We start from the raw sequence: 21,174 nt of genomic DNA on the forward strand, positions 1-21,174 counted from the left end.
CGCCGACCGGGGTTCCGGTCGGCGGCCGTTCTGCTGGGGCGCGTCCGGTCAGGCCGAGGCCGGCTTGGCGCACGCGCCCGCGGCGCACGCCGTGAGCCACTGGTCGAAGTCGGCGTCATAGCGGGTGCCGATGCCGTCGTGGTAGACGGCGTATCCGCCGGCGTAGTCACCGACACGGAAGCGGGCGAGCATGCGCTGGATGTCGTCGGGGTGCTTCTCGGTCATGTAGCGCACGGCGAGGTAGCCCCACGGGTAGGTGCGGGTCACGTCGCTGTTGTCGTAGGTGTTCTCGAACAGGGTGCTGAGCTTGTACGTGTGCTTCCCGGCCTCCTGGACCGCCCCCTCGTCGGCGAGGCCCCGGTAGCTGTAGGAGACGTACTCGGCGAGACCCTCGATCCACCACACGTCCGGCACGGAGATCTGCTGGGTGAAGGTGCCCTTCATGTCGTCGCGGGCGTCCAGGAAGTGCGTGTACTCGTGGTTGAGGTTCCAGATCCGAGCCACGAATCCGTCGTCGTAGTCCTTCTGGTACATGATCGAGGTGGCCTGGTTGGCCGGGTCCGACGGGTCGCCCTCCAGGGTCATGCCGCCGTTGTCGGTGCTGATGCCGTAGATGGCGCCGGCGTAGGTCTGGTAGTCGGCACGGCCGGCGAAGACGACGAGCTGGATGGTCGAGACGTACTGGCCCGGTATCGGGCCGTCGGCCTTCACCAGCGAGCGGAAGGAGGCGTCCTGGCGGAGGACGCTCGCGCAGGCCGCGTCGAAGTCGGCGGCGGTCAGGGACTGGGCGCGGATGGTGACGTGCGCGTCGCAGCGGTGGACGGTGGGCAGGACAACCTTGGTGAGCTTGTCCGGCAGGTCACAGACGTCGTAGTACGAGCAGTTGGCGCTGTCGTAGTAGTTCGCCTGCGTGGCCACGGCCACCCAGAGGCCGGCCGTCGGGCCGTCGATCTCCGTCTCGTCCAGCAGGTCCTTGGTCAACGGACGTACGGTGTCCCGCAGTCCCGGGTGCTCGACGTAACGGGCCACGTTCATTCCCGCGTTGGAGTCCAGGAACGCCAGGTCCGTGCCGAGCTGGTCCGTGTTGGCCAGCGCGAAGTCGTACAGGGTGTCGATGATGCGCGGGTCGGCCTCGACCGCCTTCACGTACTCCGGGTTCCAGTTGCCGCGCCACAGAGGCGTGTAGACGTCGTTGACGGCCCTGATCATGCTGTCGACGGAGTCGTAGGAGCTGTCGTAGCTGTTCAGCAGCCGCCGGTACACGTACAGGTAGCGGTTCTGCTGGTCGGCGCTGTCGGTGAGGATGACCGTCTCGCCGAGGATGTCGCCGTTGGCCGCGCTGACGTCACGCGAGTGGGAGCGGCCGAAGAAGGTGTCGAGGCCGGCGGTGACGGCGGTGGTGAGCCGGGAGGTGTACGCGCCCACGTCACCGGAGTGGTTGAACTGCACGTAGTAGCCGGCGCGCAGGAACAGCACCAGCTGCTCCAGGCTTCCGGAGTTGTCACCGCGGTACTGGCCGGCCGTGCTCTTGAACGCGTTCGCCACGGTCAGCATCTGGGGCTGGCGGAAGATGTCGCGGGCGTCCTTGCCGGTGACCGAGAAGAGGGTGTTGACGCAGTCCGTGGACGAGGCCTTCACGAAGGAGACGAGGGCGGATCCGGTGCGGCTACCGAAGTCGGCCGGGGTGCAGGAGGCCGCCTTGGCGTTGCGTCCGGCGTGCCGAAAGCGCGTCAGCGTCGTTTGTCGCGGGGGAAGTTGGGCCGGGCTGAGTCGCCGGGCCTGGCTCGCGGGGCGCTCGGTGGCCGTGGTGGTCGCACCGGTGGGCGACGGCGGGGGAACGGCCTTGCGGGGTACGGCTATGGCCGTGCCGGTGTGCGGCTGAGGTGCTGCCAGAGCCGGTGCGGACAGCAGGCCGGTTATGGTGACGCAGACGGCGGCGGCGCCGGCCATGCGTCTGGCCGTCCGGCCGGACCCGCGCCCGGGCAGCGCGAAGCGATAGCGCATCTGGATTCCTCCACGAAAGGATGCGCCTCTGTGGGGTGTTGAGGCGTGTGACGCACTGTCCCAGCGGGCCACCCGCCCCAACAATGGTGTGTGACATAGCACATGACACACACCGCTCATAACATCGCGGTCCGCCTTCGGCGTGGCCCTACGCCCCGGCGACGCTCCAGGTCCGCGAGGCCCAGGTCCGCAGGTGCGGAGCCTGGGCGACGAGATCGCGGTACGCGGCGGTGGCGGACTGGAACACCGTCTCCACCACGTCGTCGGTGACGGTCTCGGGGCGCCATGCCAGCACATAACGGCACCACAGCGGGGAGCCGGCCAGGGGCTTGACGACGACGTGCGGAATCGGCCGCAGCGTCGGCTGCACGAGCGACACGCCGAGGCCGTCGGCGATCATGCTCTGCAGCTGGGTCTGGTCGCCGAGGAACTCATGAACGGTGACCGGGGTGAACCCGGCCGTCTTGCAGGCGTCGTAGAACACCCCGGGCCAGCCCGCGCCGTCGTCCGGGGTCACGAACCACGCGTCCTCGGCCAGATCCGCGAGCTGTACCTGGGCGCACTGCCGGAGCCGGTGCCGGGAGGGCAGGGCGACGAACGTCGGCTCGGTGACGATGCCCCGGTGCCGCACGGCGCTCGAGTGGCGCAGCTCCATGCCCGGGTAGTCGGCGGCGATGGCGATGTCCGCCGCGCCCTCCTCCAGGAGTTCCACGATCCGCGAGGAGGCGTAGACGCTGGTCACCGCGAGGGACAGTTCCGGCAGCCGGGTGCGGACGCGGGAGACCGTGCCGGAGAGCATGGGCGAGTTGGTCGCGGCCACGCGCAGGCTACGGTGGGGCCGCTCGGCCGCCGGGCGGTGGCCGATGGCATCGGCTCGGGCCAGGACGTCGCGGGCCTGGGCGACCACCTCGGCGCCGTAGCGGGTCGGGCGCACCCCGCTCGTGCCCCGTTCGAAGAGCGGCTCGCCCAGGTGGCTCTCGATGCGCCGCAGCTGGGTGCTGACGGCCGGCTGCGAATACCCGAGCTGCGCGGCGGCGCGGCCCACGCTGCCCGCGTCGGCGATCGCGCACAGCACCCGCAGGTGCCGAAGCTCCAGCTCCATCCGTCCACTCCCCGTTTCGTCCCACGGCCGGTCGCCCGAGAGCGCGCGCCACTCGTGGAACCGGTGCTCACAGCCACCGCCGGCCGAGGTCGCGGCCGGCGGACCGAAGCGTTCCATTGTGCCCTCGTACGCACAAGTCGCGGGTGCGCCGTCCTGCGCGTACACGCTGTGCCCACCCTGCGTCCGGGCGCCGGTACGCGGGTGCGCCGTTACGCGGGTGCGGGTGCGCCGGTACGCCGGTACGCCGGTACGCCGAGTCGAACGGGCGCGGGATACGGGTCGCCCGGGAACCGGCGCGGCGCACTGGACCCGACGTCCTGGGCGCCGACCGGGGAGGCACTGCCGACGGCCGCGGTGCGGTGAGGGAGGCGCAGCAGGGCAGTGAGGGAGTGCCGCGGGGGGGGTGAGGGATGCCGCAGGGCGGTGAGGGAGTGCCGCGGGGGGGGGGTGAGGGATGCCGCAGGGCGGTGAGGGAGTGCCGCGGGGGGGGTGAGGGAGTGCCGCAGGGCGGGCACCGGTGCCGTGCCGGGGGGCGGCAAGCTCAGCTGCCGGCCCTCGATGACGGCCCGGCAAGCCGGCTGCCTTCCTCGGCGACTGCCCAGCAATCCGCAGGCCCCCTCAATGACGATCCGGCAAACCCGGCCGCCCCCCTCAGTAGCCGCCCGACGAGCCGACTGCTTTCCTGAAGGGCGGCACGACGAGTTCAGCCCCCTCAGTGGACAAGTCCGGTTGCCCCCTCAGAGAGGGCCCGGTGGATCCGGCCGCCCCCGCAGAAACGGACCGCCGAGCCCGGCCGCCCTCCTCAGGACGGCCCGGCAAGCCGGCTGCCGCTGTCAGTGGCGGCCCAGCACCTCCGCGACGCGGAGGAAGCCGTCCGTGCCGTGCCCGAGACCGATGACCCGGCGGGCCATGCCCTCCACCGCCCGCATCACTCCCGCGTCGATACCGTGGGCCTCGGAGACGGCGACGACATGGGCCATGGTCGAGGCGGCCGAGGTGATGGGGTTGATCTCCCCGGAGTAGCTGCCGCTGTCGGCGTCCTCCGCGAACTCAGCGAAGAACGGCGGCAGGATCGCGCCGATGCCCTGGGCGAAAGGTGCCAGTTCCCGGGCGGTGACACCCTCGGCCCGGGCGACCGCCACGGCGTGCGCGTAGCCCCCCATCGCGGTCCAGAAGATGTCGAGCAGGGCGATGTCGAACGTGGCGGCCCGCCCGATCTCCTCACCCAGGTGGGTGTGCGTCCCACCCAGCGCCTCCAGCACGGACCGGCACTCCTCGTACAGGGCCTTGGGTCCGCTGTGCAGGAAGACGGTTTTTGGTGTGCCGATGCTGGGGGCCGGTGTCATGATCGCGCCGTCCAGGTAGCCGACGCCGTGCGTGGCCGCCCAGTCCGCCGTGGTGCGGGCGCGGTCCGGGGTGTCGGCGGTCAGGTTCACGATGGTACGGCCCTTCAGCGCCCGGGCGACGGGGTCCGGCCGCAGTACGGCGTCGGCGGCGTCGTAGTTCACCACGCAGACGACGACCACGTCACCCGCGGCGACGGCTTCCCCGGCCGATCCGGCGCCGGCCGCTCCCTGCGCGATCAGCTCACCGTCCTTTCCGGGTGTGCGGTTCCAGACGGTGGTCCGCAGCCCCGCCTTCAGGAAGGCGCCTGCGAGCGAGCGGCCCATCGGACCGAGGCCGAGCACCGTGACGGCAGGAAGATTCGCGGATGTGGACATGTTTGAACTCCCGTACGTGTGAAGGAAAAAGCGGCCGAACGGCCGGTGGAGAAGCGAAGAGGTCGCCGATGACGCGCAGCCGTGCCCTGGACCCCGACGTCTGCGGAGTGACCGCCGCGATCGCCGTGATCGACGGCAAGTGGAAGACATCCCTGCTGTGGGTGCTGGAGTCCGGCGCGCACCGGCCCGGCGCACTGCGCCGTCGGCTGCCGGGGCTGAGCGAGAAGGTGCTGACTCAGGCGCTGCGTGAGATGGAGGAGGACGGCTTGGTCCACCGGGAGGTGCACGATGTGCTGCCGCCGAAGACCGTGTACTCACTGACCGACTTCGGCCGCGACCTCGCCGATGCCCTGGGCCCCCTGTCCGACTGGGGCCACCGCCGTCTGGAACAGCTCCGCGAGCGCGGGGCGGCACGCGAAGCGGCATCCTGAGACACGCTCACCGTCACCTCCCGTCCCGTTTCCGGCAGCCCCTGACCTCGTGGAACAGCCTCTCCCGGCCAACCGATCACTGCCAAGTACCCACAAAAAAGTGGGTATCCGGGAGAGCCCGGCACCGCCGGACGAGCCATGCGGAGAGGGCAAGGCGCCGCTGACGGTTCCCGCGCGGGCACATGGCGCCACCAGGCCGCCGAGCCGTCCGCGACGACCAGGCACCGTACGGGCACGCCCTGCTCGGCGAGCCGGGCCTCGCGCGCTCGCGGGCCGCCGGGCTGGACTTCGACGGGGTGTTCCAGCGGGCGGTCGCCCTGCTGGTCGCACGGCGCAGCGCACTTGCCTGGCTACAGAAGTTCGTCGTTTGCCTAAAGGCTTTAGGAACTGCCATAATCCCTTACGGCCGATGGGAGGGTGCTTATGGGCCGCGCAGGCCTGACCACGGAACGCCTGGTCCGTGCGGGTGCCGAGCTGGCGGACGAGGTCGGGTTCGACCAGGTGACGGTGTCGGCGCTGGCCCGGCGGTTCGACGTCAAGGTCGCGAGTCTTTACTCGCACCTGAAGAGCTCCCGGGACCTGAAGACGCGGATCGCGCTGCTCGCCCTGGAGGAGCTGGCCGACCGCGCCGCCGACGCGCTCGCAGGGCGGGCCGGCAAGGACGCCCTCAGCGCCTTCGCGAACGTCTACCGCGACTACGCTCGCGAGCACCCCGGCCGCTATGCGGCGGCCCGCCACCCGCTGGACCCTGGGATGGCGGCAGCGAGCGCGGGCGGCCGGCACGCGCAGATGACCCGGGCGATCCTGCGCGGCTACGACCTGTCCGAGCCGGACGAGACCCATGCGGTCCGCCTCCTCGGCAGCGTCTTCCACGGCTACGTGAGCCTGGAGACGGCCGGCGGGTTCGGCCACAGCGCCCCCGACTCGCAGGAGTCGTGGACCCGGATCCTGGACGCCCTCGACGCCCTGCTGCGCAACTGGCCCGGCCCCTGACACCACTCCCCCGGAGACACGGCCCACCATGCACACCACGCCCCTCACCCCTGAGCTGATCCGCGGCGCCCTCGACCTGGAACGCACCGCCCACGGCCTGCTGCCGCACCGGCTGCCCGCACGGGCCCGCGCCCAGTGCGCCGACCCGCAGCTGGCCCTGGCCGAGTCCCAGCCCTCCGGAGTACGACTGGCCTTCCGCACCCGCGCGACCGCCGTGGAACTGGACACCCTGCCGACCAAGCGGGTCTACGTGGGCGCACCACCCCGCCCGGACGGCCTCTACGAGCTGCTCGTGGACGGACGCCCGGCCGGCAGCGCCACGGTCACCGGCGGCAACACCCTCACGATCGACATGACCACCGGTGCCGCCGAGCACCGGCCCGGCCCGGTCGGCACCCTGCGCTTCACCGGCCTGCCCGACGCCGCCAAGGACGTGGAGATCTGGCTGCCGCACAACGAGACGACCGAACTCGTCGCGCTGCGCACCGACGCACCCGTGGAGCCCGTACCGGACCGGGGCCTCAAGGTGTGGCTGCACCACGGAAGTTCCATCAGCCACGGCTCCGACGCGGCAAGCCCCACCACCACCTGGCCGGCGCGCGCCGCGTCCCTCGGCGGGGTGGAGCTGATCAACCTGGGGCTGAGCGGCGGCGCCCTGCTCGACCCGTTCACCGCTCGCGCGTTGCGCGACACCCCCGCCGACCTGATCAGCGTCAAGCCGGGCATCAACCTGGTCAACACCGACCTGATGCGGCTGCGCGCCTTCGGCCCCGCCGTCCACGGCTTCCTCGACACCGTCCGCGAGGGGCATCCCGACACCCCGCTGCTCGTCGTCTCACCGATCCTGTGCCCCCTCCACGAGGACACTCCGGGTCCCACCCTCCCGGACCTCGCCGCCCTGAGCGAGGGGCGGTTGCGGTTCCGGGCCGCTGGCGACCCGGCGGACAAGGCGGCCGGGAAACTCACCCTGGGTGTCATCCGGGAGGAGCTGTGCCGGATCGTGCGCGAGCGGGCCGCCGACGACCCGCGCCTGCACTACCTCGACGGCCGTGAGCTGTACGGCGAGGCCGACTTCGGCGAGCTGCCGCTGCCCGACGACCTGCACCCGGACGCCGCCGCGCACCGCCGGATCGGCGAACGGTTCGCGGCGCTGGCCTTCGCCGCGGGCGGCCCCTTCGCCGACCGCGCGGCCTGAGCCGTACGCGACGGATCACACCAGGTGGGCGAAGACCACCAGGTTCTCGGTGTAGTCCCGCACCGAGTGGTCGTAATCCCCGGCGCAGGTGATCAGCCGGACCTCCGGGCGCGTCGTGTCGGCGTACACCCGCTTGCTGGGGAAGTCGTCCTTGGCGAAGGACTCGGCGCTGTCCACCACGAACTCCGCCGTCCGCCCGTCGGCCCGCTTCACGGAGAACCTGTCGCCGCGCTCGAGTGCTTCCAGGCCGGCGAAGACGGCGGCGGAGGTCGTCGTGTCGACGTGCCCGGCGATGATCGAGGTGCCCTGCTCACCGGGCGAGGCGCCTTTGGCGTACCAGCCGACGAGATTGGTGTCGCCCGCCGGCGGGGGCTGGAGCTGGCCCGAGGGCCCGATCGCCAGGGACGTGAACGGCGCGTCCACCGAGATCTTGGGGATGAGCAGGCGGGTCGGTGCGGAGCGGGGCAGCGCCTTGCCGACCTGCTGCGGCTCGGTCTGTGCGGCGGCGGTCGCCCTCGAGGCGTGGGACGCGCCCGACGCGTCACCGGACCCGTGGTGGCCGCCGAACATGCTGACGGCGAGGACGGCGAGCGCCACGCCCCACAGCGCCAGCCGCCCACCGCGGCCGGAATCCGGCTCGGCCGGTGCCGGTTCGGCGGGGGTCGGGGAGGACGGATCTGCTGCCATCGGACATCACCTCACTCGGGCACGGCAGCACCGGGGATCGGGACGGGGGGCAGGGCGCCGGAACCGGCGTCCTGGGCGTCTCGCAGGTGGCGCGGGCCGCCGACACGGTGGACGCGCCGACGGCGCCCGCAGCCCCTGGAACGTGCCGCCCCGTCAGGACGCCGGCGCGGCGGCCTTCTTCCGGCGCAGTGCGTACATGCCGGTGGCGCCTACGGCGAGCACGGCCAGTCCGCCCGCGGTGACACCGGGAGTGGCGAGCGCGCCGCCACCGGTGTGCATGCCACCGTGCGGCTTCTCCTTCTCCTGGTCGTCGCCCCACTCGTCCTTGCCACGGCCGCTGTCGTGCCCCTTCTCCTTCTCCTTCTCCTCGTCGTCGCCCCACTCGTCCTTGCCACGGCCGCTGTCGTGTCCCTTCTCCTTGTAGCCGTCGTCGTGACCGGAGCCCGAGCCCCAGTCGTCGCCCCGCAGCACCGTGGCGAGTGCTCCGCCACCCGTGTGCATTCCGCCGCGCGGCTCGTCGCGTCCGCCGTCGTCGTCGTGCTCCTTGCCGTAGTCCTTGTCGTGGTCCCTGCCGGAGCCCTTGTCGTGGTCGCCGTCGGAGTCGTGGTCCCGGCTGTAGGACGAGTCGTCACGGCCTCCGTCGTCGCCGCCGTGGGAGGCGAACGCGGCGCCCGGCGTGGTGACGGCGAGGGCAGCGGTGGCGGCCGCCGTGGCCAGAAGCATGCGTGCAGAACGCATAGTGATGTCCTTCCGACGTGGCCGGGCAGCGGATACCTCATCAGCTGGAAAGACCCGGCCTCGACATGAACCACCGTCAGTGAGGGCCACGCCTCCCACCATTCGAGCCACCCAGCCGGGGCACCGCACCACCCATCTGACCCAGCGCGCCCGCCCTGCGCCCCCTCGTCCGGGCGTACCAGCGGGTGCACGGGGCCGTCCTTCGAGGCTGCTGCAATGACTTGCTTGTGCAAGTAATAATCAGGAGGCTATTGCATCCCTTACCTCCCCTTCTCGGGATGCGGAGCTCCGCCATGCCTCGCCTTGTACCGACACCGGTCCGCAGCGTGTCCTCGCCCTCTCGAACCTCGTGTTCACCATCGGCAGCGGGCTGTATCTGACCGCGGGAGTGCTGTACTTCACCGAGGCGGTGGACCTGCCCGCCGGCAAGGTCGGTCTCGGGCTCGGCATCGCCGGGTGCGTCGCGCTGGCACTGGGCATCGCCGGCGGTCATCTCGCGGACCGGCGTGGGGCGCGGGGTGTCTACGCGGGCACGCTGGGAGTGCAGGCGCTGGCGACGGCCGCCTTCACGCTGGCGCACGGCTTCTGGTCGTTCGTGCTCGTGGTGTCGGTGGCGCTGGGGGCGAAGGGGGCGGGGGTGGCCGCGCGCAGTCCGCTCATCCGGCATTACGGCGGCGAGTTGTGGCACGCGGCCGCCGGGTTCGAGGTGTCGTTCGCGCTCGCCCCGGACCACGCCACGGGCCAGTACCTCGGGGTGTTCGGGCTGGGCGCCGGCCTCGCCGAGGCGTTCGGCCCGGGGCTGCTGATCGCGCTGCGCATCACCTGGGGCGGCCGGGCTGGTACGTCGTGGGCGTCCTGTTCGCCGTGACGGGCCTCCTCGCGCCGCCCGCGGTGAACCGGGCACAACGCCGGGAACCCGGGCGGCGCGCACCCGGTCCGGCTGTGGAGCGGGTACGGGCCTCGGCCTGACCCTGCCACCCGGCGGAGCCGGCGTAGCCCTTCCGGGGCGGTCGAGTCGTACGACGATGCGGGCAGCCCTAGCCTGGATCCCACACTCCATCAGATTCCGGCGTCGCCCAGCGGACCGCTCGCCGGGAGGGAGCCGCCCCATGCCCGAGACCACCCCGCTGAGACGAGGTGGCCGCCGACTGCTCACGGCGTCCGTCGGCGCCCTGATCGCCATGACCGCCGTGGCCGGACCGGCCCGTGCCGACGTGGGGGACACGACGGAGTATCCGATCACCACCGCGGCCGACAGTATCCCCGCCGGCATCACCTCCGGTCCGGACCACGCCCTGTGGTTCGCGGAGAACGGCGTGGGGCGGATCGGCCGGGTGGCGGTCGACGGCACCGTCACCGACTTCCCGACCGGCCCGGACACCGGTCCGATCGGGATCACCCAGGGACCCGACGGGGCTCTGTGGTTCACCGAGGCCACCGCCGGGAGGATCGGCCGCATCACCCCGTCCGGCCGGCTCACCGAGTTCCCGATCCCGACGGCCGCCAGCGGCCCGGCCGGGATCGCGCTCGGCCCGGACCGGGCGGTGTGGTTCACGGAGTCGAACGGCAACAGGATCGGCCGCATCACGACCTCGGGCCGGTTCTCGGAGTATCCGCTGCCCACGTCGAACGCCCACCCGTACTCCATCGCGGCGGGCGCGGACGGCGCCCTGTGGTTCACCGAACTGAGCAGCCGCAAGGTCGGGCGGATCAGCACCTCCGGCAGGATCACCGAGTTCCCGCTGCCCGGTGACTCCGACTTCCCCGACGACATCGCCGCCGGGCCGGGCGGCATGTGGCTCACCCCGTCCGGTGCGCACTCGGTCGACCGGGTCGCCTACAGCGGTCGCGTCACCCGGTTCACGCTGCCCGATCCGGACAGCCTCCCGAGCGGCATCACACGCGGGCCCGACGGCCTGGTCTGGTACGCCGACCAGGCCGGCCGCGTCGGCAGGATCTCCCCGGACGGCAAGGTCACCACCTTCCCGGTCCCGGGCGGCGCCGACAAGGGCCCCTTCCGCGTCACACCGGGCCCCGACCGCGCGGTGTGGTTCACCGAACTGTTCGGCAACGCCATCGGCCGCGTCCAGGCGCTCCCCCGGTAGGCCCGGACACCGCATCGGAATCTCCTCACACCCCTTGTTATGACCGCCGTCATAACGCAGGCTGGTGCCGACAGCACGGCAGGCCTGGTCGGTGGGAGGAAGCGGTGGCGCACGGGATGGCGCGGGCGTTGTGGGAGCGGTACGAGCCGGTGCACGATCTCGTGTACTTCGCCCCGGAGGCGCATCGGGCGGCGGACACGCTGGGGTTGCGCGGCTTCTGGATGGGGTACTTCGCGCTGCGCGCCGCGCCGCTCGGCGCTGTCTCCCCGTCCGTGGTGACCAGCTCTTTCTACGTCTTCCACCCCGCCCGGGTGGCCCGGGCACTGCCGGACGCCTGGGGGTACGCGACTCCGGCGGAGGTACTGGCGGCGCGCCGCGAGGCCATGGACGCGGCGATGACGGGTCTGTTCGGACCGGACGTCGTCGGCTCGGCCGAGTTCGCCGAGGCCGCGGACCTCGCATGGCAGGCCGCGGCGGCCGCGGACACCACGGGCCGGGTGCTGGCCGCCGCCAACCAGGTGCTGGAGCGCCCGGAGCGGCCCGCCGCGCGTCTGTGGCAGGCCCTCACGACCCTTCGCGAGCACCGGGGGGACGGGCATGTCGCGGTGCTGGTGAGCCAGGGGCTCGGGCCGGTCGACGCCATGGTGCTCAAGGCGGCGGCCGGCGAGTCCGACGGGTCGTTTCTGCGGGAGACGCGCAAATGGGAGCAGGCGGACTGGGCGGCGGCCGAGTCACGGCTGCGTGAGCGCGGCCGGCTCACGGCGGACGGGGCGCTCACCCCGGCCGGGGCGGCCCTGCGTGCGGAGGTGGAGGCGCTGACCGACGCGGCGGCCGAAGGGCCGTGGCGAGCGCTCGGCGCCGACCGCACCACCCGCCTGGCCGAGCTGCTGGAACCGCTGGCCCGCACCGTCGAGGGCGCGGGACTGCTGCCCCCCGGCAACCCCGTGGGACTGACCCGGCGGCCGTACCCCGCGGGCCGCTGAGATCATCGCCTGCCCCCCGGCAACCCCGTGGGACTGACCCGGCGGCCGTACCCCGCGGGCCGCTGAGATCATCGCCTGCCACCCGGCGATCCGATCGAGCCGGCCCCGGGCCCGCACCCCGCCGGCCGCTGACAGCATCGCCTGCCGCCCGGCAACCGGCCGGCCGCCCCTGAGGACATACCCCATCGGCCGCTGACACCGCGTCCGCCGGCGGCCCGCCCGGGATGCCGGGCCGGGGACGCCGTACCGAGAAGGGCTGCGGGCTACCAGGTCACCGGCAGCCGCTCCGGCATGGGATTCCTGAAGCCGGTGCGGCACACCGGTGCGCAGTTTCCGGCTGGACTCCGACGACCTCGGCCAGCAGCACGGACGCTGTGCCGCGCACGGGCAGCGACTCCCTGGGTTTGACCGAAAACAGTCGTGGCAGTGGGTGAACCACCTGACGGGAGGCCCCTGTTGCCGGTCGTACGCTTGGACCGTGGTCAACCGAGACGAGGATCCAGGACAGGTGGCGTCCCGGCTCACCGGACGCCCGGTCACCGGTACCCGGGCGGCGTCCGGGTGGCCCGCCGAAGTGATGCTGGACGGCGGGACGCCGGTGATGGTCAAGCGTGGCGACGCTCCCGGGGCCGTACGCGCCGAGGTGGCCGGTCTGCGCTGGCTGGCCGCGGCGAAGGCGGTCGCGGTGCCGGCGGTGCTCGGTCACGACGAGCGCTGGATGGTGACCGAGCGGGTGCCGACCGGGAGTCCCGGCCCCGAGGCGGCGCTGCGTTTCGGCCAGGCGCTCGCCGCGCTGCACGCCGCCGGCGCACCTCACTTCGGGGCCCCACCGCCCGGCGGCCCGGAGGACGCGTACATCGGCCTCGCCCCGATGCGCAATGCGCCGGGGACCGACTGGCCCGGCTGGTACGCGGAGCACCGCGTACTGCCCTATGTGCGCGGCGCCGCCGACCGCGGCACGCTCCGCCCGGCCGAGGCGGCCGTGTTCGCGCGGGTCTGCGAACGGCTGCCGGAGCTGGCGGGGCCCGCCGAGCGGCCCGCCAGGCTGCACGGCGACCTGTGGAACGGGAACGTGCTGTGGGGTGCCGACGGCGAGGTCCGGCTCATCGACCCGGCCGCGCACGGCGGACACCGGGAGACCGACCTGGCCATGCTCCAGCTGTTCGGCTGCCCGCACCTGGACCGGGTGCTCGCCGGGTACGAGGAGGCGGTGCCCCTGGCCGACGGCTGGCGGGACCGGGTCGGGGTGCATCAGCTCTTCCCGCTCCTGGTCCACGCGGTGCTGTTCGGGCGCGGGTACGCGGACCAGGCCCTGGCGGTGGCGCGGGACGCGCTCGCGAGGTGATCCGGCGGTGGTGTCGTCGACTGTGATATCCGACACTCCGTCACCGCCCCGGTGGCGGTCGGCCGCCGACCGCGGTGCGCCGAGGAATGCCGCGTCCCGGGTGATCCGGTGCGTCGGCGACCCCGCGGCCTTCCTCGGATGCCGCACCGGCGCGCACCTCTTCCGAGCCATGGTCACGCAGCGTAAGGAAACCATTCACCCGTTCGATTCGTATAAGGACGTGAAAGCCGAATCAGGGAGAGACCATGCAACCGTTCACGCTCAACTACGCGCGCCCGGCTGTGCAGTTGGACGTCGCCACTCCGTATGCGTACGACTCCGGACTGCAGTTGAACGTTCTCCCGGACGGGCGGATCGCCGCCACCGACCACGCGACCTTGAGAGCACTGGGGACGACGACGTCGACCGCCGGTTCCAAGACGCACTTCGACGACTGAACCGCGGGCCTCGGAAGATGACCGTGCTCATCCTGACCAGTGAAGAGGACGTGACGGCGGACATGGTGGTCCTCCGGCTGGGCGAGGCCGGAGTGCCCGTCGTCCGGCTCGATCCCGCCGATCTCACCAACGGGGTGGCGCTGTCGGGCGAGTACGTGCGGGGCGCCTGCCGCGGGCATCTGTCCGTCGGCGGGCGCCTGGTGAGCATGAACGGCCTGCGCTCCATCTGGGTGCGCAGGCCCGGCGACGCGGCCGCCCGCGCAGCCCAGCCGTCCGCCTGGCTGACGGAGGAGTCGTCGCAGGCGCTGTACGGCATGCTGCGCGCCACCGACGCGCGCTGGATGAACCATCCGGACGCCGCCCGCCGCGCCCGCCACAAGCCCTGGCAACTAGACCTCGCCCAGCGCAGCGGGCTGCCGGTGCCGGCCACGCTGATCACGACGTTCCCGCAGGCGGCACGGGAGTTCGCGGCGCGGTTCCCGGACCTGGTGGTCAAGCCGGTCTCCGGCGCGCATCCGCAGGAGCCGCCGCGCGCGGTGCCGACCAGCCGGGTCGCCCCGGACACCGACTTCGCGGCGGTCGCCTTCGGCCCGACGCTGTTGCAGCGGCGTGTCGCCAAACGGGCCGACATCCGCCTCACCGCCGTCGGCGACACGCTGCTGGCCGCGCGCAAGCCCGCCGATCCGGACGCCCATCCGGACGACGTGGACGTCCGCTTCGCCCCGTCGGTCTCCCCCTGGCTGCCCGCGGACGTGCCCCCGCGGATCGCCGAGAGCGTGCTGCGCTATCTGCGTGACGCCGAACTGACCTACGGAGCCTTCGACTTCGCGGAGGACGCCGACGGGATCTGGTGGTTCCTGGAGTGCAACCAGTCCGGCCAGTTCGGGTTCGTCGAGATGGACACCGGACAGCCGATCGCCGCCACCATCGCCCAGTGGCTCGCCGGATGGGGGGATTCGGGCCGCACGTGTGCGGAGGGCGATCGGAGCCCAGCATCTTGAGGGTGCGGGGAACGGCTCGGAGAAGGGAACGCGACATGCGCATCGGACTGCTGGGAACGGGCCCGTGGGCGCGGGCGGCGTACGCTCCCGCCCTCGCCGGGCACACCGGGGTGCAGTTCGCAGGAGTGTGGGGGCGCCGGCCGGAGGCGGCCACCGAGCTGGCGGAACAGTACGACGTCGCCGCCTATGCCGACGTGGACGCGCTGCTGGCCGACGTGGACGCGGTTGCGGTGGCCCTTCCGCCGTCCGTGCAGGCTGAGTTGGCGGTGCGCGCGGCGCGGGCGGGCCGTCATCTGCTGCTCGACAAGCCGCTGGCGGTGTCGGTCGCCGAGGGGCGGGCCGTGGCGCAGGCGGTGGAGCGGGCCGGGGTGGCCTCGGTGGTCTTCTTCACCGCCCGCTTCCAGAAGGAGCCGGATGCCTGGATCGAGGAACAGGCCGCCGTGTCCGGCTGGTTCACGGCGCGGGCGCAGTGGCTGGGGGCGGTGTTCACGACCGACAGTCCGTTCGCGGCGTCGCCGTGGCGGCGGGAGAAGGGAGCGCTGTGGGACGTCGGCCCGCACGCCCTGTCGGTGCTGCTGCCGGTACTCGGTGACGTACGGCAGGTCGTCGCGGCCGCGCACGGCCCCGCGGACACCGTCCACCTGGTCCTCGACCATGCCACCGGCGCGTCGAGCACCCTCACGCTGAGCCTGACGGCCCCGCCCGCGGCGGCCGGGGCCGATGTGGAACTCCGGGGTGAGGCGGGAGTGTCGTCGCTGCCGGGAAGCTCCGAGGGAGCGGTCCCGGCGCTCACCCGTGCCACCGACGCTCTGGTGACGGCCGTCCGCACGGGCCGCCCGCACGCCTGCGACGCCGCGTTCGGCCTGCGCGTCACCGAGATCCTGTCGACGGCCGAGACCCGGTTGGCGGGCGGCGCGGACTAGGCCTGCTCACCCGGCGGCGCGAGAGGGTCCTGCGGTCCGGTCGCCCCCGTCGGGCTTCCGCCGGATCAGGTGCCGGGGCCCGCGCCCCGGCACCTGATCCGCCGCCCGGTCGGCTCCCGGGAGCCGGGTACGGAAGAGCGGCGCGTGCACCCCGCGATCACCGCACCGTCAGCACGTCACCCGGCGCTGTCAGCGCGGTCCCTCCAGTAGTTGACGCGTTCTCGCACGACCGGGTAGCCGACCCGGGTGAAGTGTGCGGCCATGGGGAAGTTGCCCTGGTCGGTGGCGGCGGCGATGAACTCGGCGCCGCGTTCGGCCAGGAAATGGGTGCACTCGGCGAGCAGGTCGTAGGCGTAGCCGTGGCCGCGCTGTTCGGGCACGACGCCGATGAAGCCGATGCACGGTCCGGAGGGATTGCGGGCGGGGATGTGCATGCCGACCGGCTCGCCCTCGGGTGTGCGGGCGATCTGCCACCAGGTGCGCGGTGAGGGCATCCAGTGGAAGACGTCGAGTTCCTCCTGTGCGGCCTGGTCCGCCCCGCCCTGCTCGATGGCCCGGCGGGCGTGTGCGTCCAGGGTGACGGAGTGGATGCGGCGCAGGAGGTCGAAGAAGACGGCGTCGTCCGGTTCGGCGCCGAACACGAGGCGTCCGGGCCGCTTAGGCAGGCCGCGGTCCGGGGTCCAGCGGTACAGGAAGCGCTCCACCAGCGGTTCGTAGCCGGCTGCGCGCGCGGCGGCGGCACGGGTGTCGGCGGCCGCCCGCAGGTGCGGGTCGTCGCGCCAGCCGGCGGGCAGGTCGAGGTCGAGTTCGTCGGGCTGCCAGGGCGCGGTCCGCAGAAGCTCGGCCCCGGCTTCCTCCTCGCCCGCGGCGACGTCGAACCAGTTGATCAGGAGCGGCTCGGTGTCCTCGGGCCGGCCCCACCAGGCGGCGCGGGCCACGGTGCGGCCGTCGCGGACGGCGATGCGCCGCCAGTCGGCGCGATAGCGGGTCTGCCGGTGCTTCTCGCGGAAGCCCAGCGGGTCGGGCATGGTGTCGAACAGGTGCGCACTGCTCTCGTCGAGTGTGCGGATGACCAGATCGGTCACGGATCCTCCGGGATGCGGCTTGCGTTCAGCGGGCGCGCTCCCGGTCAGGCGTGGCACACCCGGGCGACGGGGAGGGGGGAGCGCAGGATGACAGTGGCCATGACGCTCGCCTCCTTCCGTCGGTCTCGGGCGTGCGGTCAGACGGTACGCGGGCCGCGGCTCGCGCGTCCACCGCTTTTTCATCGGCTCCCGCCCTGCCCGGCCGGGAGGAGGCCCGGTCGTGGTGGGCGGCGTAGCGTGGGGATGTGGGATCGGTGCGCGGCCGGGTGTCGCAGGGACGCCGGGAGGATCGCGGCTGGTTGCGGGGCGCGCCGCCGCCGTGGTGGATCCGGGTGCTGCCCGTGCTGCTGCTCACGGCGGTGACCGCGGCGACGCTGGTCACTCCCCATGCGCGCGATCTCGGGTTCCTGCTGGGGGCGATTCCGCCGCTGGCGGTCCTGTCCTACGGCCCACTGACGACCGCGGTCCTCGGCCTGGGCGTGATCGTGGTGCTGCATCTTCCCGCCACCCATCTGAACCGCCCCGGCAGCACCGATCTGCTCACCATCGTCTTCGTGGCCGCGCTGAGTGTGTTCGTGTCCTATGTGCGCAGCCACCGGGACGCCCAGCTGAACACGGAGCGGGCGATCGGCGAGGCCGTGCAACGGGCGGTCATGCCGCCGCTGCCGGAGCGGGTCGGGAGCGTCGGGTGCGCGGCCTTCTACCGGGCCGCGCAGGACGGGACGCTGGTGGGCGGCGACTTCTTCGACGTGCGGCAGGGGCCGTCCGGGGTGCGGGCGGTGATGGGTGACGTGCAGGGGCACGGGTTGTCGGCGGTCGCCACGGTGGTGTCGCTGCTCGGCGCGTTCCGGGAGGCGGCGCTGGACCAGCCGGACCTTGAGTCGGTGGCGGCGCGAATGGACCGCAGGCTGGGGGTCGACTCGGCGGGCGTGCGGCACGCGGAGCTGTTCGCCACCGGGGTGCTGCTGGAATTCCCGTCCGACGCGCGTGCCGTGCGGCTGGTGTCGTGCGGGCATCCGGCGCCCGTGCTGCTGCGCGGGGGGTACGCCCTGGAGATGACCGTCGCGCCCGGTCCGCCGCTGGGGCTCGGGCTGGTGGGCGTCGATCCGCCGAAGGAGGTCACCGTGGCGCTCGATCCGGACGACCGGCTGTTCCTGGCCTCCGACGGCGTGTGGGAGGCCCGGGACGCCACCGACGCCTTCTATCCGCTGACGGAGCGGCTGGCCGCCCTGACCGGCACGCCCTCCGCCGCACTGCCCGGTGCGGTGTGGACGGATCTGCTACGGCTGCGCTACGAGGTCCGGGACGACGCCACCATGCTGGTGCTGGCGCCCGGGCCGCCGGCCGCCTGACCGCGCGAAGCCCACCGGCCTCCGCGCGAAGCCCACCGGCCTCACAGGGCACCCGCCTCGTGGCTCCCGACTCCCTCGGCCGGAGCCCCGTCAGCCCACGTCCCACAGGAAGCGGTGGGTGTGGATGCCGAAGTACGGGAAGGACTGGATCTCGCGGACGCCTTCGGTGGGGCGGACCACGTCGTTGACGAAGTCCAGCAGGGCCTTCGGGCCGGAGGCCACCACCTCGGCGAACAGATCGAATCCGCCCGAGGTCAGCACCGCGTAGACGACCTCGGGGCGTTCGGCGAGGGCGTCGGCGACGATACGGGGATCGCCGTCCACGCCGATACCGAGCAGGGCCATCGCCTGCCCGCCCATGGCCATCGGGTCGGTGACCCCGACCACCTGAACGGCCTTGGAGTCCAGCAGGCGTTGCAGCCGCTGCCGGGCCGCCGAGGCGGACAGGCCGACCTTCGGCCCGAGGTCGGCGTAGGCGATACGGCCGTCGGTCTGCAGCTCGCGCAGAATGGCCCGGTCGATCTCGTCCACGGGTTTCCTTTCGTGCCGTCCGCGGCGGAATCCGCGCTCAGCCGGCCAGTTCTTCGAGGGCGGCGGCGAAGACCTCGGTGTGGGTGTCGACGTCCTGCTCGGTGGTGTCGGGGCACATGAGCGCCATGTTGTGGAACGGGGTCAGCAGGATCCCCCGGTTGGCGAGGTAGAGGTGGAGGAAGTCCTCCAGTTCCTCGTCGGAGGCCGCCGCGGACGCGGTGCCGGTACGCGGCGCCGGGGAGGTGAAACGGTACTCGGAACGGGCGCCGAGCCTGCTGACGGACCAGGGCAGTCCCTGCGCCTCGATACCGGCCCGGACTCCGGCCTCGAACCGCTCGGAGAGCTTGACCATCCGGGCGAACGCGTCGTCGGTGAGGACGTGCTCCAGCGTGGCCCGGGTCGCGGCGACCGACAGCGCGTTGCCGGCCAGGGTGCCGCCGACGCCGCCCATGTCGACCAGGTCGAGGTCGGTGCGGGCCAGCAGCCGCTCGGCCAGTTCGGCGGAGAGCCCGTAGGCACCGGCCGGGATGCCGCCGCCGATCGCCTTGCCGATGGTCAGCAGATCGGGTTCGAGGTCCCACCCGGCCGTGCAGCCGCCGGGGCCGGCGGAGAAGGTGTGGGTCTCGTCGTTGATGAGCAGCGTGCCGTACCGCCTGGTCAGCTCACGGACGCCGGCGAGGTAACCGGGCTCCGGCAGCACGATGCCGATGTTGGTGAGGGCGGGTTCCATGAGGACGGCGGCGACGTCACCGTGGGCCAGCTCACGCTCCAGTCCGGCCAGGTCGTTGAACTCGGCGACCCGGCTGGTCAGCGTCACGTCGCAGGGCGCGCCGACGTTGCCGGGGCGTGCGGTGCCCGCGCCGTCTGGACCGACGACGATCAGCGACTCGTCCACGCTGCCGTGGTAGCAGTAGCTGTTCACCAGGATCTTCGGACGGCCGGTGACGGCCCGGGCGAGCCGGATCGCCCAGCGGTTGGCGTCGGTCGCGGTGAGCGAGAAGCTCCAGCGCGCCAGGCCGAAACGGCGGGTCAGCTCGGCGCCGACCCATTCGGCGTCTTCCGTGGGCAGCATGGCGGTGGCCCCGCCCAGTACGGCGTACCGCCGCCGCACCGCCTCGGTGACGGGGGCCGGCGAGTGGCCGGCCATCGCCCCCGTGTCACCGAGGCAGAAGTCGATGTACTCGTGCCCGTCCACGTCCGTGACCCGGGCGCCGCGGGCCCCGGCGAGATAGCGGGGGAAGGCGCCGGCCGTCTTGTTCATCCAGGTCATCGGTACCCGGCCGAAGAGGTGGTCGGCCCGCGCGTAGGCCGCTCGCGAACGCGGGTTGCGGCGTTCGGCCTCGGCGCTCTCGCGGGCCAGGAGGGCGTGCAGACGCGTGCGGTCCATGGAGTACCTCGCTGCGGGCGATGAAGGATGCCGTGACTCTACGACTGGATCAGCGGCTCATTCAAGGTAGGAAGCACGAATCGATTGCCACCACGATGGAATCGATGGCGAAGCGACATGCGGCGACCGGAAGGGTGACGTATCCCCCCTCCTGCGGCTGACGAACCAGCAAGCGGAGTTCGAACGTCCCGCCTCAAACGCCAGGCCGCGCCACCCCTTCCGCCAGGTAGGACCATCTACGAGCATGCAGGTGCCGGGTTGGGGTGCAGGCGCACGAAGTGCCCGGTCGTAGCCGTTCCCTGCGCCCAGAGCAGGCCAGCGAGGACACCCGGAGCAGTGCATGACGAACACGATGTGGATGCGGGGCGTGGAATGGCTGGCCGCGGCGGCGGCCGACCCACGAGCCTGCAAATGGGAGTGGGACCACGGGGAGGGCATCGCCCTGCTGGAGGCGGGCCGCTTCTGGGACCTGCTCAGCGTTCCCGACCGGCTGGGAATGCTCACCCTGGACCTGCTGTGGCGGCCCTCGCTACCGGTACCGGGCCCGACCCTGGTGGACACCGCGGCGGGCCGGGTGGGGTTCTTCCTGCCACCCGACCCGTCCGGTGGCTGGGTGGGCGCCGGCCTGCGGTACTCCGGCAGGGGCTCCTGGGTCGCCGTACCGCCGCCGTACCGGCCTGCCCGCTCCCTCGAGTGGCTCGTGCCGCCCGACGGCACCGGCGCGCTGCACTCGCCCGGCACCCTCGAGGAAGCGCTGCGGCAGGCCAACGGCTCCCTGGCCGTCCTGGCGCCGCTGTGCGGGCGGTAGCCGGTCCCATGCGCTCGGGCTCGGCTCGCACCCGCCGGGCGGCGAGCCCGGGGAAGGGGGCCCAGAGCCGGTCCGGTTCGGCGGGGACGGTCCGCTGCTGCGCCCGCCAACTTCGCGACCTGCCGGGCGTGGTTCGGCTCCCGGATCCGATCCAGCCGGCTCGTTCGATCCACCCGGCGAGTCCGATCCACCCGGCGAGTCCGATCCAGGGGGCCGATCCGGCTCAGGCGCTTCGTGCCGGGGCAAGGTTCCTGACCCGCCGTCGGTACCGCTCCGCCTCACCGGCCGGTTGAGGCCCTCGCCCGACGGGTGCGTTCCACCCGTCGGACAAGCATCCCGCAGGCCC

General features: G+C 72.7%; 20 protein-coding genes. 12 read left to right on the forward strand and 8 right to left on the reverse strand.

The features are described from left to right. Positions 1-48 precede the first annotated feature (48 nt). The 3 genes from ABZ079_RS24310 to ABZ079_RS24320 form a co-directional block, all read right to left on the reverse strand. Positions 49-2,004, reverse strand: a complete 1,956-nt coding sequence (locus ABZ079_RS24310) for a collagenase (RefSeq protein WP_356941547.1) — start codon at positions 2,002-2,004, stop codon at positions 49-51. A gap of 148 nt (positions 2,005-2,152) precedes the next feature. Then, on the reverse strand, positions 2,153-3,106 hold the full coding sequence (locus ABZ079_RS24315) for a LysR family transcriptional regulator (protein WP_356941548.1): 954 nt from the start codon (positions 3,104-3,106) through the stop codon (positions 2,153-2,155). Between the two features lie 833 nt (positions 3,107-3,939). Then, complete coding sequence (locus tag ABZ079_RS24320) at positions 3,940-4,827, reverse strand: NAD(P)-binding domain-containing protein (protein ID WP_356941549.1); 888 nt, start codon at positions 4,825-4,827, stop codon at positions 3,940-3,942. Positions 4,828-4,895: 68 nt separating this feature from the next. Between ABZ079_RS24320 and ABZ079_RS24325 the strand changes: the two genes are divergently transcribed. The 3 genes from ABZ079_RS24325 (at position 4,896) to ABZ079_RS24335 (ending at position 7,446) form a co-directional block, all read left to right on the forward strand. Next, entirely contained in the window at positions 4,896-5,258 is a 363-nt protein-coding gene (locus ABZ079_RS24325; RefSeq protein ID WP_356941550.1) for a helix-turn-helix domain-containing protein, read from the forward strand. Between the two features lie 423 nt (positions 5,259-5,681). Next, positions 5,682-6,251 carry a WHG domain-containing protein gene (locus tag ABZ079_RS24330; protein ID WP_356941551.1) on the forward strand — a complete coding sequence of 190 codons (570 nt, stop codon included), beginning with the start codon at positions 5,682-5,684 and terminating at the stop codon, positions 6,249-6,251. A 28-nt stretch (positions 6,252-6,279) separates the two neighbouring features. Further along, positions 6,280-7,446, forward strand: coding sequence for an SGNH/GDSL hydrolase family protein (locus ABZ079_RS24335; RefSeq protein WP_356941552.1), 1,167 nt, complete (start codon positions 6,280-6,282; stop codon positions 7,444-7,446). Between the two features lie 15 nt (positions 7,447-7,461). Here ABZ079_RS24335 and ABZ079_RS24340 read toward each other — a convergent pair whose 3' ends face one another. Next, positions 7,462-8,133, reverse strand: coding sequence for a class F sortase (locus ABZ079_RS24340; protein WP_356941553.1), 672 nt, complete (start codon positions 8,131-8,133; stop codon positions 7,462-7,464). Between the two features lie 153 nt (positions 8,134-8,286). After that, positions 8,287-8,871 (reverse strand): hypothetical protein, encoded by a 585-nt coding sequence (locus tag ABZ079_RS24345; RefSeq protein WP_356941554.1) that lies wholly within the window; start codon positions 8,869-8,871, stop codon positions 8,287-8,289. 349 nt (positions 8,872-9,220) lie between these two features. Between ABZ079_RS24345 and ABZ079_RS24350 the strand changes: the two genes are divergently transcribed. The 7 genes from ABZ079_RS24350 to ABZ079_RS24380 all read left to right on the forward strand — a co-directional run bounded on the left by ABZ079_RS24350 (position 9,221) and on the right by ABZ079_RS24380 (position 15,665). Beyond that, positions 9,221-9,739 (forward strand): hypothetical protein, encoded by a 519-nt coding sequence (locus ABZ079_RS24350; RefSeq protein WP_356941555.1) that lies wholly within the window; start codon positions 9,221-9,223, stop codon positions 9,737-9,739. 241 nt (positions 9,740-9,980) lie between these two features. Next, positions 9,981-10,976, forward strand: a complete 996-nt coding sequence (locus ABZ079_RS24355) for a hypothetical protein (protein WP_356941556.1) — start codon at positions 9,981-9,983, stop codon at positions 10,974-10,976. A gap of 104 nt (positions 10,977-11,080) precedes the next feature. Continuing rightward, positions 11,081-11,959: a hypothetical protein gene (locus ABZ079_RS24360; RefSeq protein WP_356941557.1), complete on the forward strand. Its 879-nt coding sequence runs from the start codon at positions 11,081-11,083 to the stop codon at positions 11,957-11,959. A gap of 508 nt (positions 11,960-12,467) precedes the next feature. Further along, on the forward strand, positions 12,468-13,304 hold the full coding sequence (locus ABZ079_RS24365) for a fructosamine kinase family protein (protein ID WP_356941581.1): 837 nt from the start codon (positions 12,468-12,470) through the stop codon (positions 13,302-13,304). 245 nt (positions 13,305-13,549) lie between these two features. Next, the gene (gene tgmA / locus ABZ079_RS24370; protein WP_250402083.1) at positions 13,550-13,741 is read left to right on the forward strand and encodes a putative ATP-grasp-modified RiPP; all 192 of its coding nucleotides are present in this window, start codon (positions 13,550-13,552) and stop codon (positions 13,739-13,741) included. A 17-nt stretch (positions 13,742-13,758) separates the two neighbouring features. Then, positions 13,759-14,742: an ATP-grasp ribosomal peptide maturase gene (tgmB, locus tag ABZ079_RS24375; RefSeq protein WP_356941558.1), complete on the forward strand. Its 984-nt coding sequence runs from the start codon at positions 13,759-13,761 to the stop codon at positions 14,740-14,742. Positions 14,743-14,777: 35 nt separating this feature from the next. After that, a complete protein-coding gene (locus tag ABZ079_RS24380) occupies positions 14,778-15,665 on the forward strand; it encodes a Gfo/Idh/MocA family oxidoreductase (protein ID WP_356941559.1) in 888 nt (295 codons plus the stop codon). Positions 15,666-15,841: 176 nt separating this feature from the next. On the opposite strand, the gene ABZ079_RS24385 is transcribed toward ABZ079_RS24380, so the two are convergent. Then, complete coding sequence (locus tag ABZ079_RS24385; RefSeq protein ID WP_356941560.1) at positions 15,842-16,750, reverse strand: GNAT family N-acetyltransferase; 909 nt, start codon at positions 16,748-16,750, stop codon at positions 15,842-15,844. A gap of 245 nt (positions 16,751-16,995) precedes the next feature. On the opposite strand from ABZ079_RS24385, the gene ABZ079_RS24390 reads away from it, so the two are divergent. After that, the gene (locus tag ABZ079_RS24390) at positions 16,996-18,102 is read left to right on the forward strand and encodes a PP2C family protein-serine/threonine phosphatase (RefSeq protein ID WP_356941561.1); all 1,107 of its coding nucleotides are present in this window, start codon (positions 16,996-16,998) and stop codon (positions 18,100-18,102) included. Between the two features lie 90 nt (positions 18,103-18,192). Here ABZ079_RS24390 and ABZ079_RS24395 read toward each other — a convergent pair whose 3' ends face one another. Further along, complete coding sequence (locus tag ABZ079_RS24395; RefSeq protein ID WP_356941562.1) at positions 18,193-18,633, reverse strand: Lrp/AsnC family transcriptional regulator; 441 nt, start codon at positions 18,631-18,633, stop codon at positions 18,193-18,195. Positions 18,634-18,670: 37 nt separating this feature from the next. Next, a complete protein-coding gene (locus tag ABZ079_RS24400; RefSeq protein ID WP_356941563.1) occupies positions 18,671-20,020 on the reverse strand; it encodes a transaminase in 1,350 nt (449 codons plus the stop codon). Between the two features lie 340 nt (positions 20,021-20,360). Between ABZ079_RS24400 and ABZ079_RS24405 the strand changes: the two genes are divergently transcribed. Next, positions 20,361-20,828 carry a hypothetical protein gene (locus ABZ079_RS24405; RefSeq protein WP_356941564.1) on the forward strand — a complete coding sequence of 156 codons (468 nt, stop codon included), beginning with the start codon at positions 20,361-20,363 and terminating at the stop codon, positions 20,826-20,828. Positions 20,829-21,174: the final 346 nt, after the last annotated feature.

It is taken from the genome of Streptomyces sp. NPDC006314, assembly GCF_040613075.1.
Taxonomy (GTDB): domain Bacteria; phylum Actinomycetota; class Actinomycetes; order Streptomycetales; family Streptomycetaceae; genus Streptomyces.

What these genes read in the sequence shown, in the direction of transcription:
- ABZ079_RS24310 (WP_356941547.1), bottom strand. Translation starts at nt 2,004, where the DNA reads ATGCGCTATCGCTTCGCGCTGCCCGGGCGCGGGTCCGGCCGGACGGCC.
- ABZ079_RS24315 (WP_356941548.1), bottom strand. Translation starts at nt 3,106, where the DNA reads ATGGAGCTGGAGCTTCGGCACCTGCGGGTGCTGTGCGCGATCGCCGAC.
- ABZ079_RS24320 (WP_356941549.1), bottom strand. Translation starts at nt 4,827, where the DNA reads ATGTCCACATCCGCGAATCTTCCTGCCGTCACGGTGCTCGGCCTCGGT.
- ABZ079_RS24325 (WP_356941550.1), top strand. Translation starts at nt 4,896, where the DNA reads ATGACGCGCAGCCGTGCCCTGGACCCCGACGTCTGCGGAGTGACCGCC.
- ABZ079_RS24330 (WP_356941551.1), top strand. Translation starts at nt 5,682, where the DNA reads ATGGGCCGCGCAGGCCTGACCACGGAACGCCTGGTCCGTGCGGGTGCC.
- ABZ079_RS24335 (WP_356941552.1), top strand. Translation starts at nt 6,280, where the DNA reads ATGCACACCACGCCCCTCACCCCTGAGCTGATCCGCGGCGCCCTCGAC.
- ABZ079_RS24340 (WP_356941553.1), bottom strand. Translation starts at nt 8,133, where the DNA reads ATGGCAGCAGATCCGTCCTCCCCGACCCCCGCCGAACCGGCACCGGCC.
- ABZ079_RS24345 (WP_356941554.1), bottom strand. Translation starts at nt 8,871, where the DNA reads ATGCGTTCTGCACGCATGCTTCTGGCCACGGCGGCCGCCACCGCTGCC.
- ABZ079_RS24355 (WP_356941556.1), top strand. Translation starts at nt 9,981, where the DNA reads ATGCCCGAGACCACCCCGCTGAGACGAGGTGGCCGCCGACTGCTCACG.
- tgmA (WP_250402083.1), top strand. Translation starts at nt 13,550, where the DNA reads ATGCAACCGTTCACGCTCAACTACGCGCGCCCGGCTGTGCAGTTGGAC.
- tgmB (WP_356941558.1), top strand. Translation starts at nt 13,759, where the DNA reads ATGACCGTGCTCATCCTGACCAGTGAAGAGGACGTGACGGCGGACATG.
- ABZ079_RS24380 (WP_356941559.1), top strand. Translation starts at nt 14,778, where the DNA reads ATGCGCATCGGACTGCTGGGAACGGGCCCGTGGGCGCGGGCGGCGTAC.
- ABZ079_RS24400 (WP_356941563.1), bottom strand. Translation starts at nt 20,020, where the DNA reads ATGGACCGCACGCGTCTGCACGCCCTCCTGGCCCGCGAGAGCGCCGAG.
- ABZ079_RS24405 (WP_356941564.1), top strand. Translation starts at nt 20,361, where the DNA reads ATGACGAACACGATGTGGATGCGGGGCGTGGAATGGCTGGCCGCGGCG.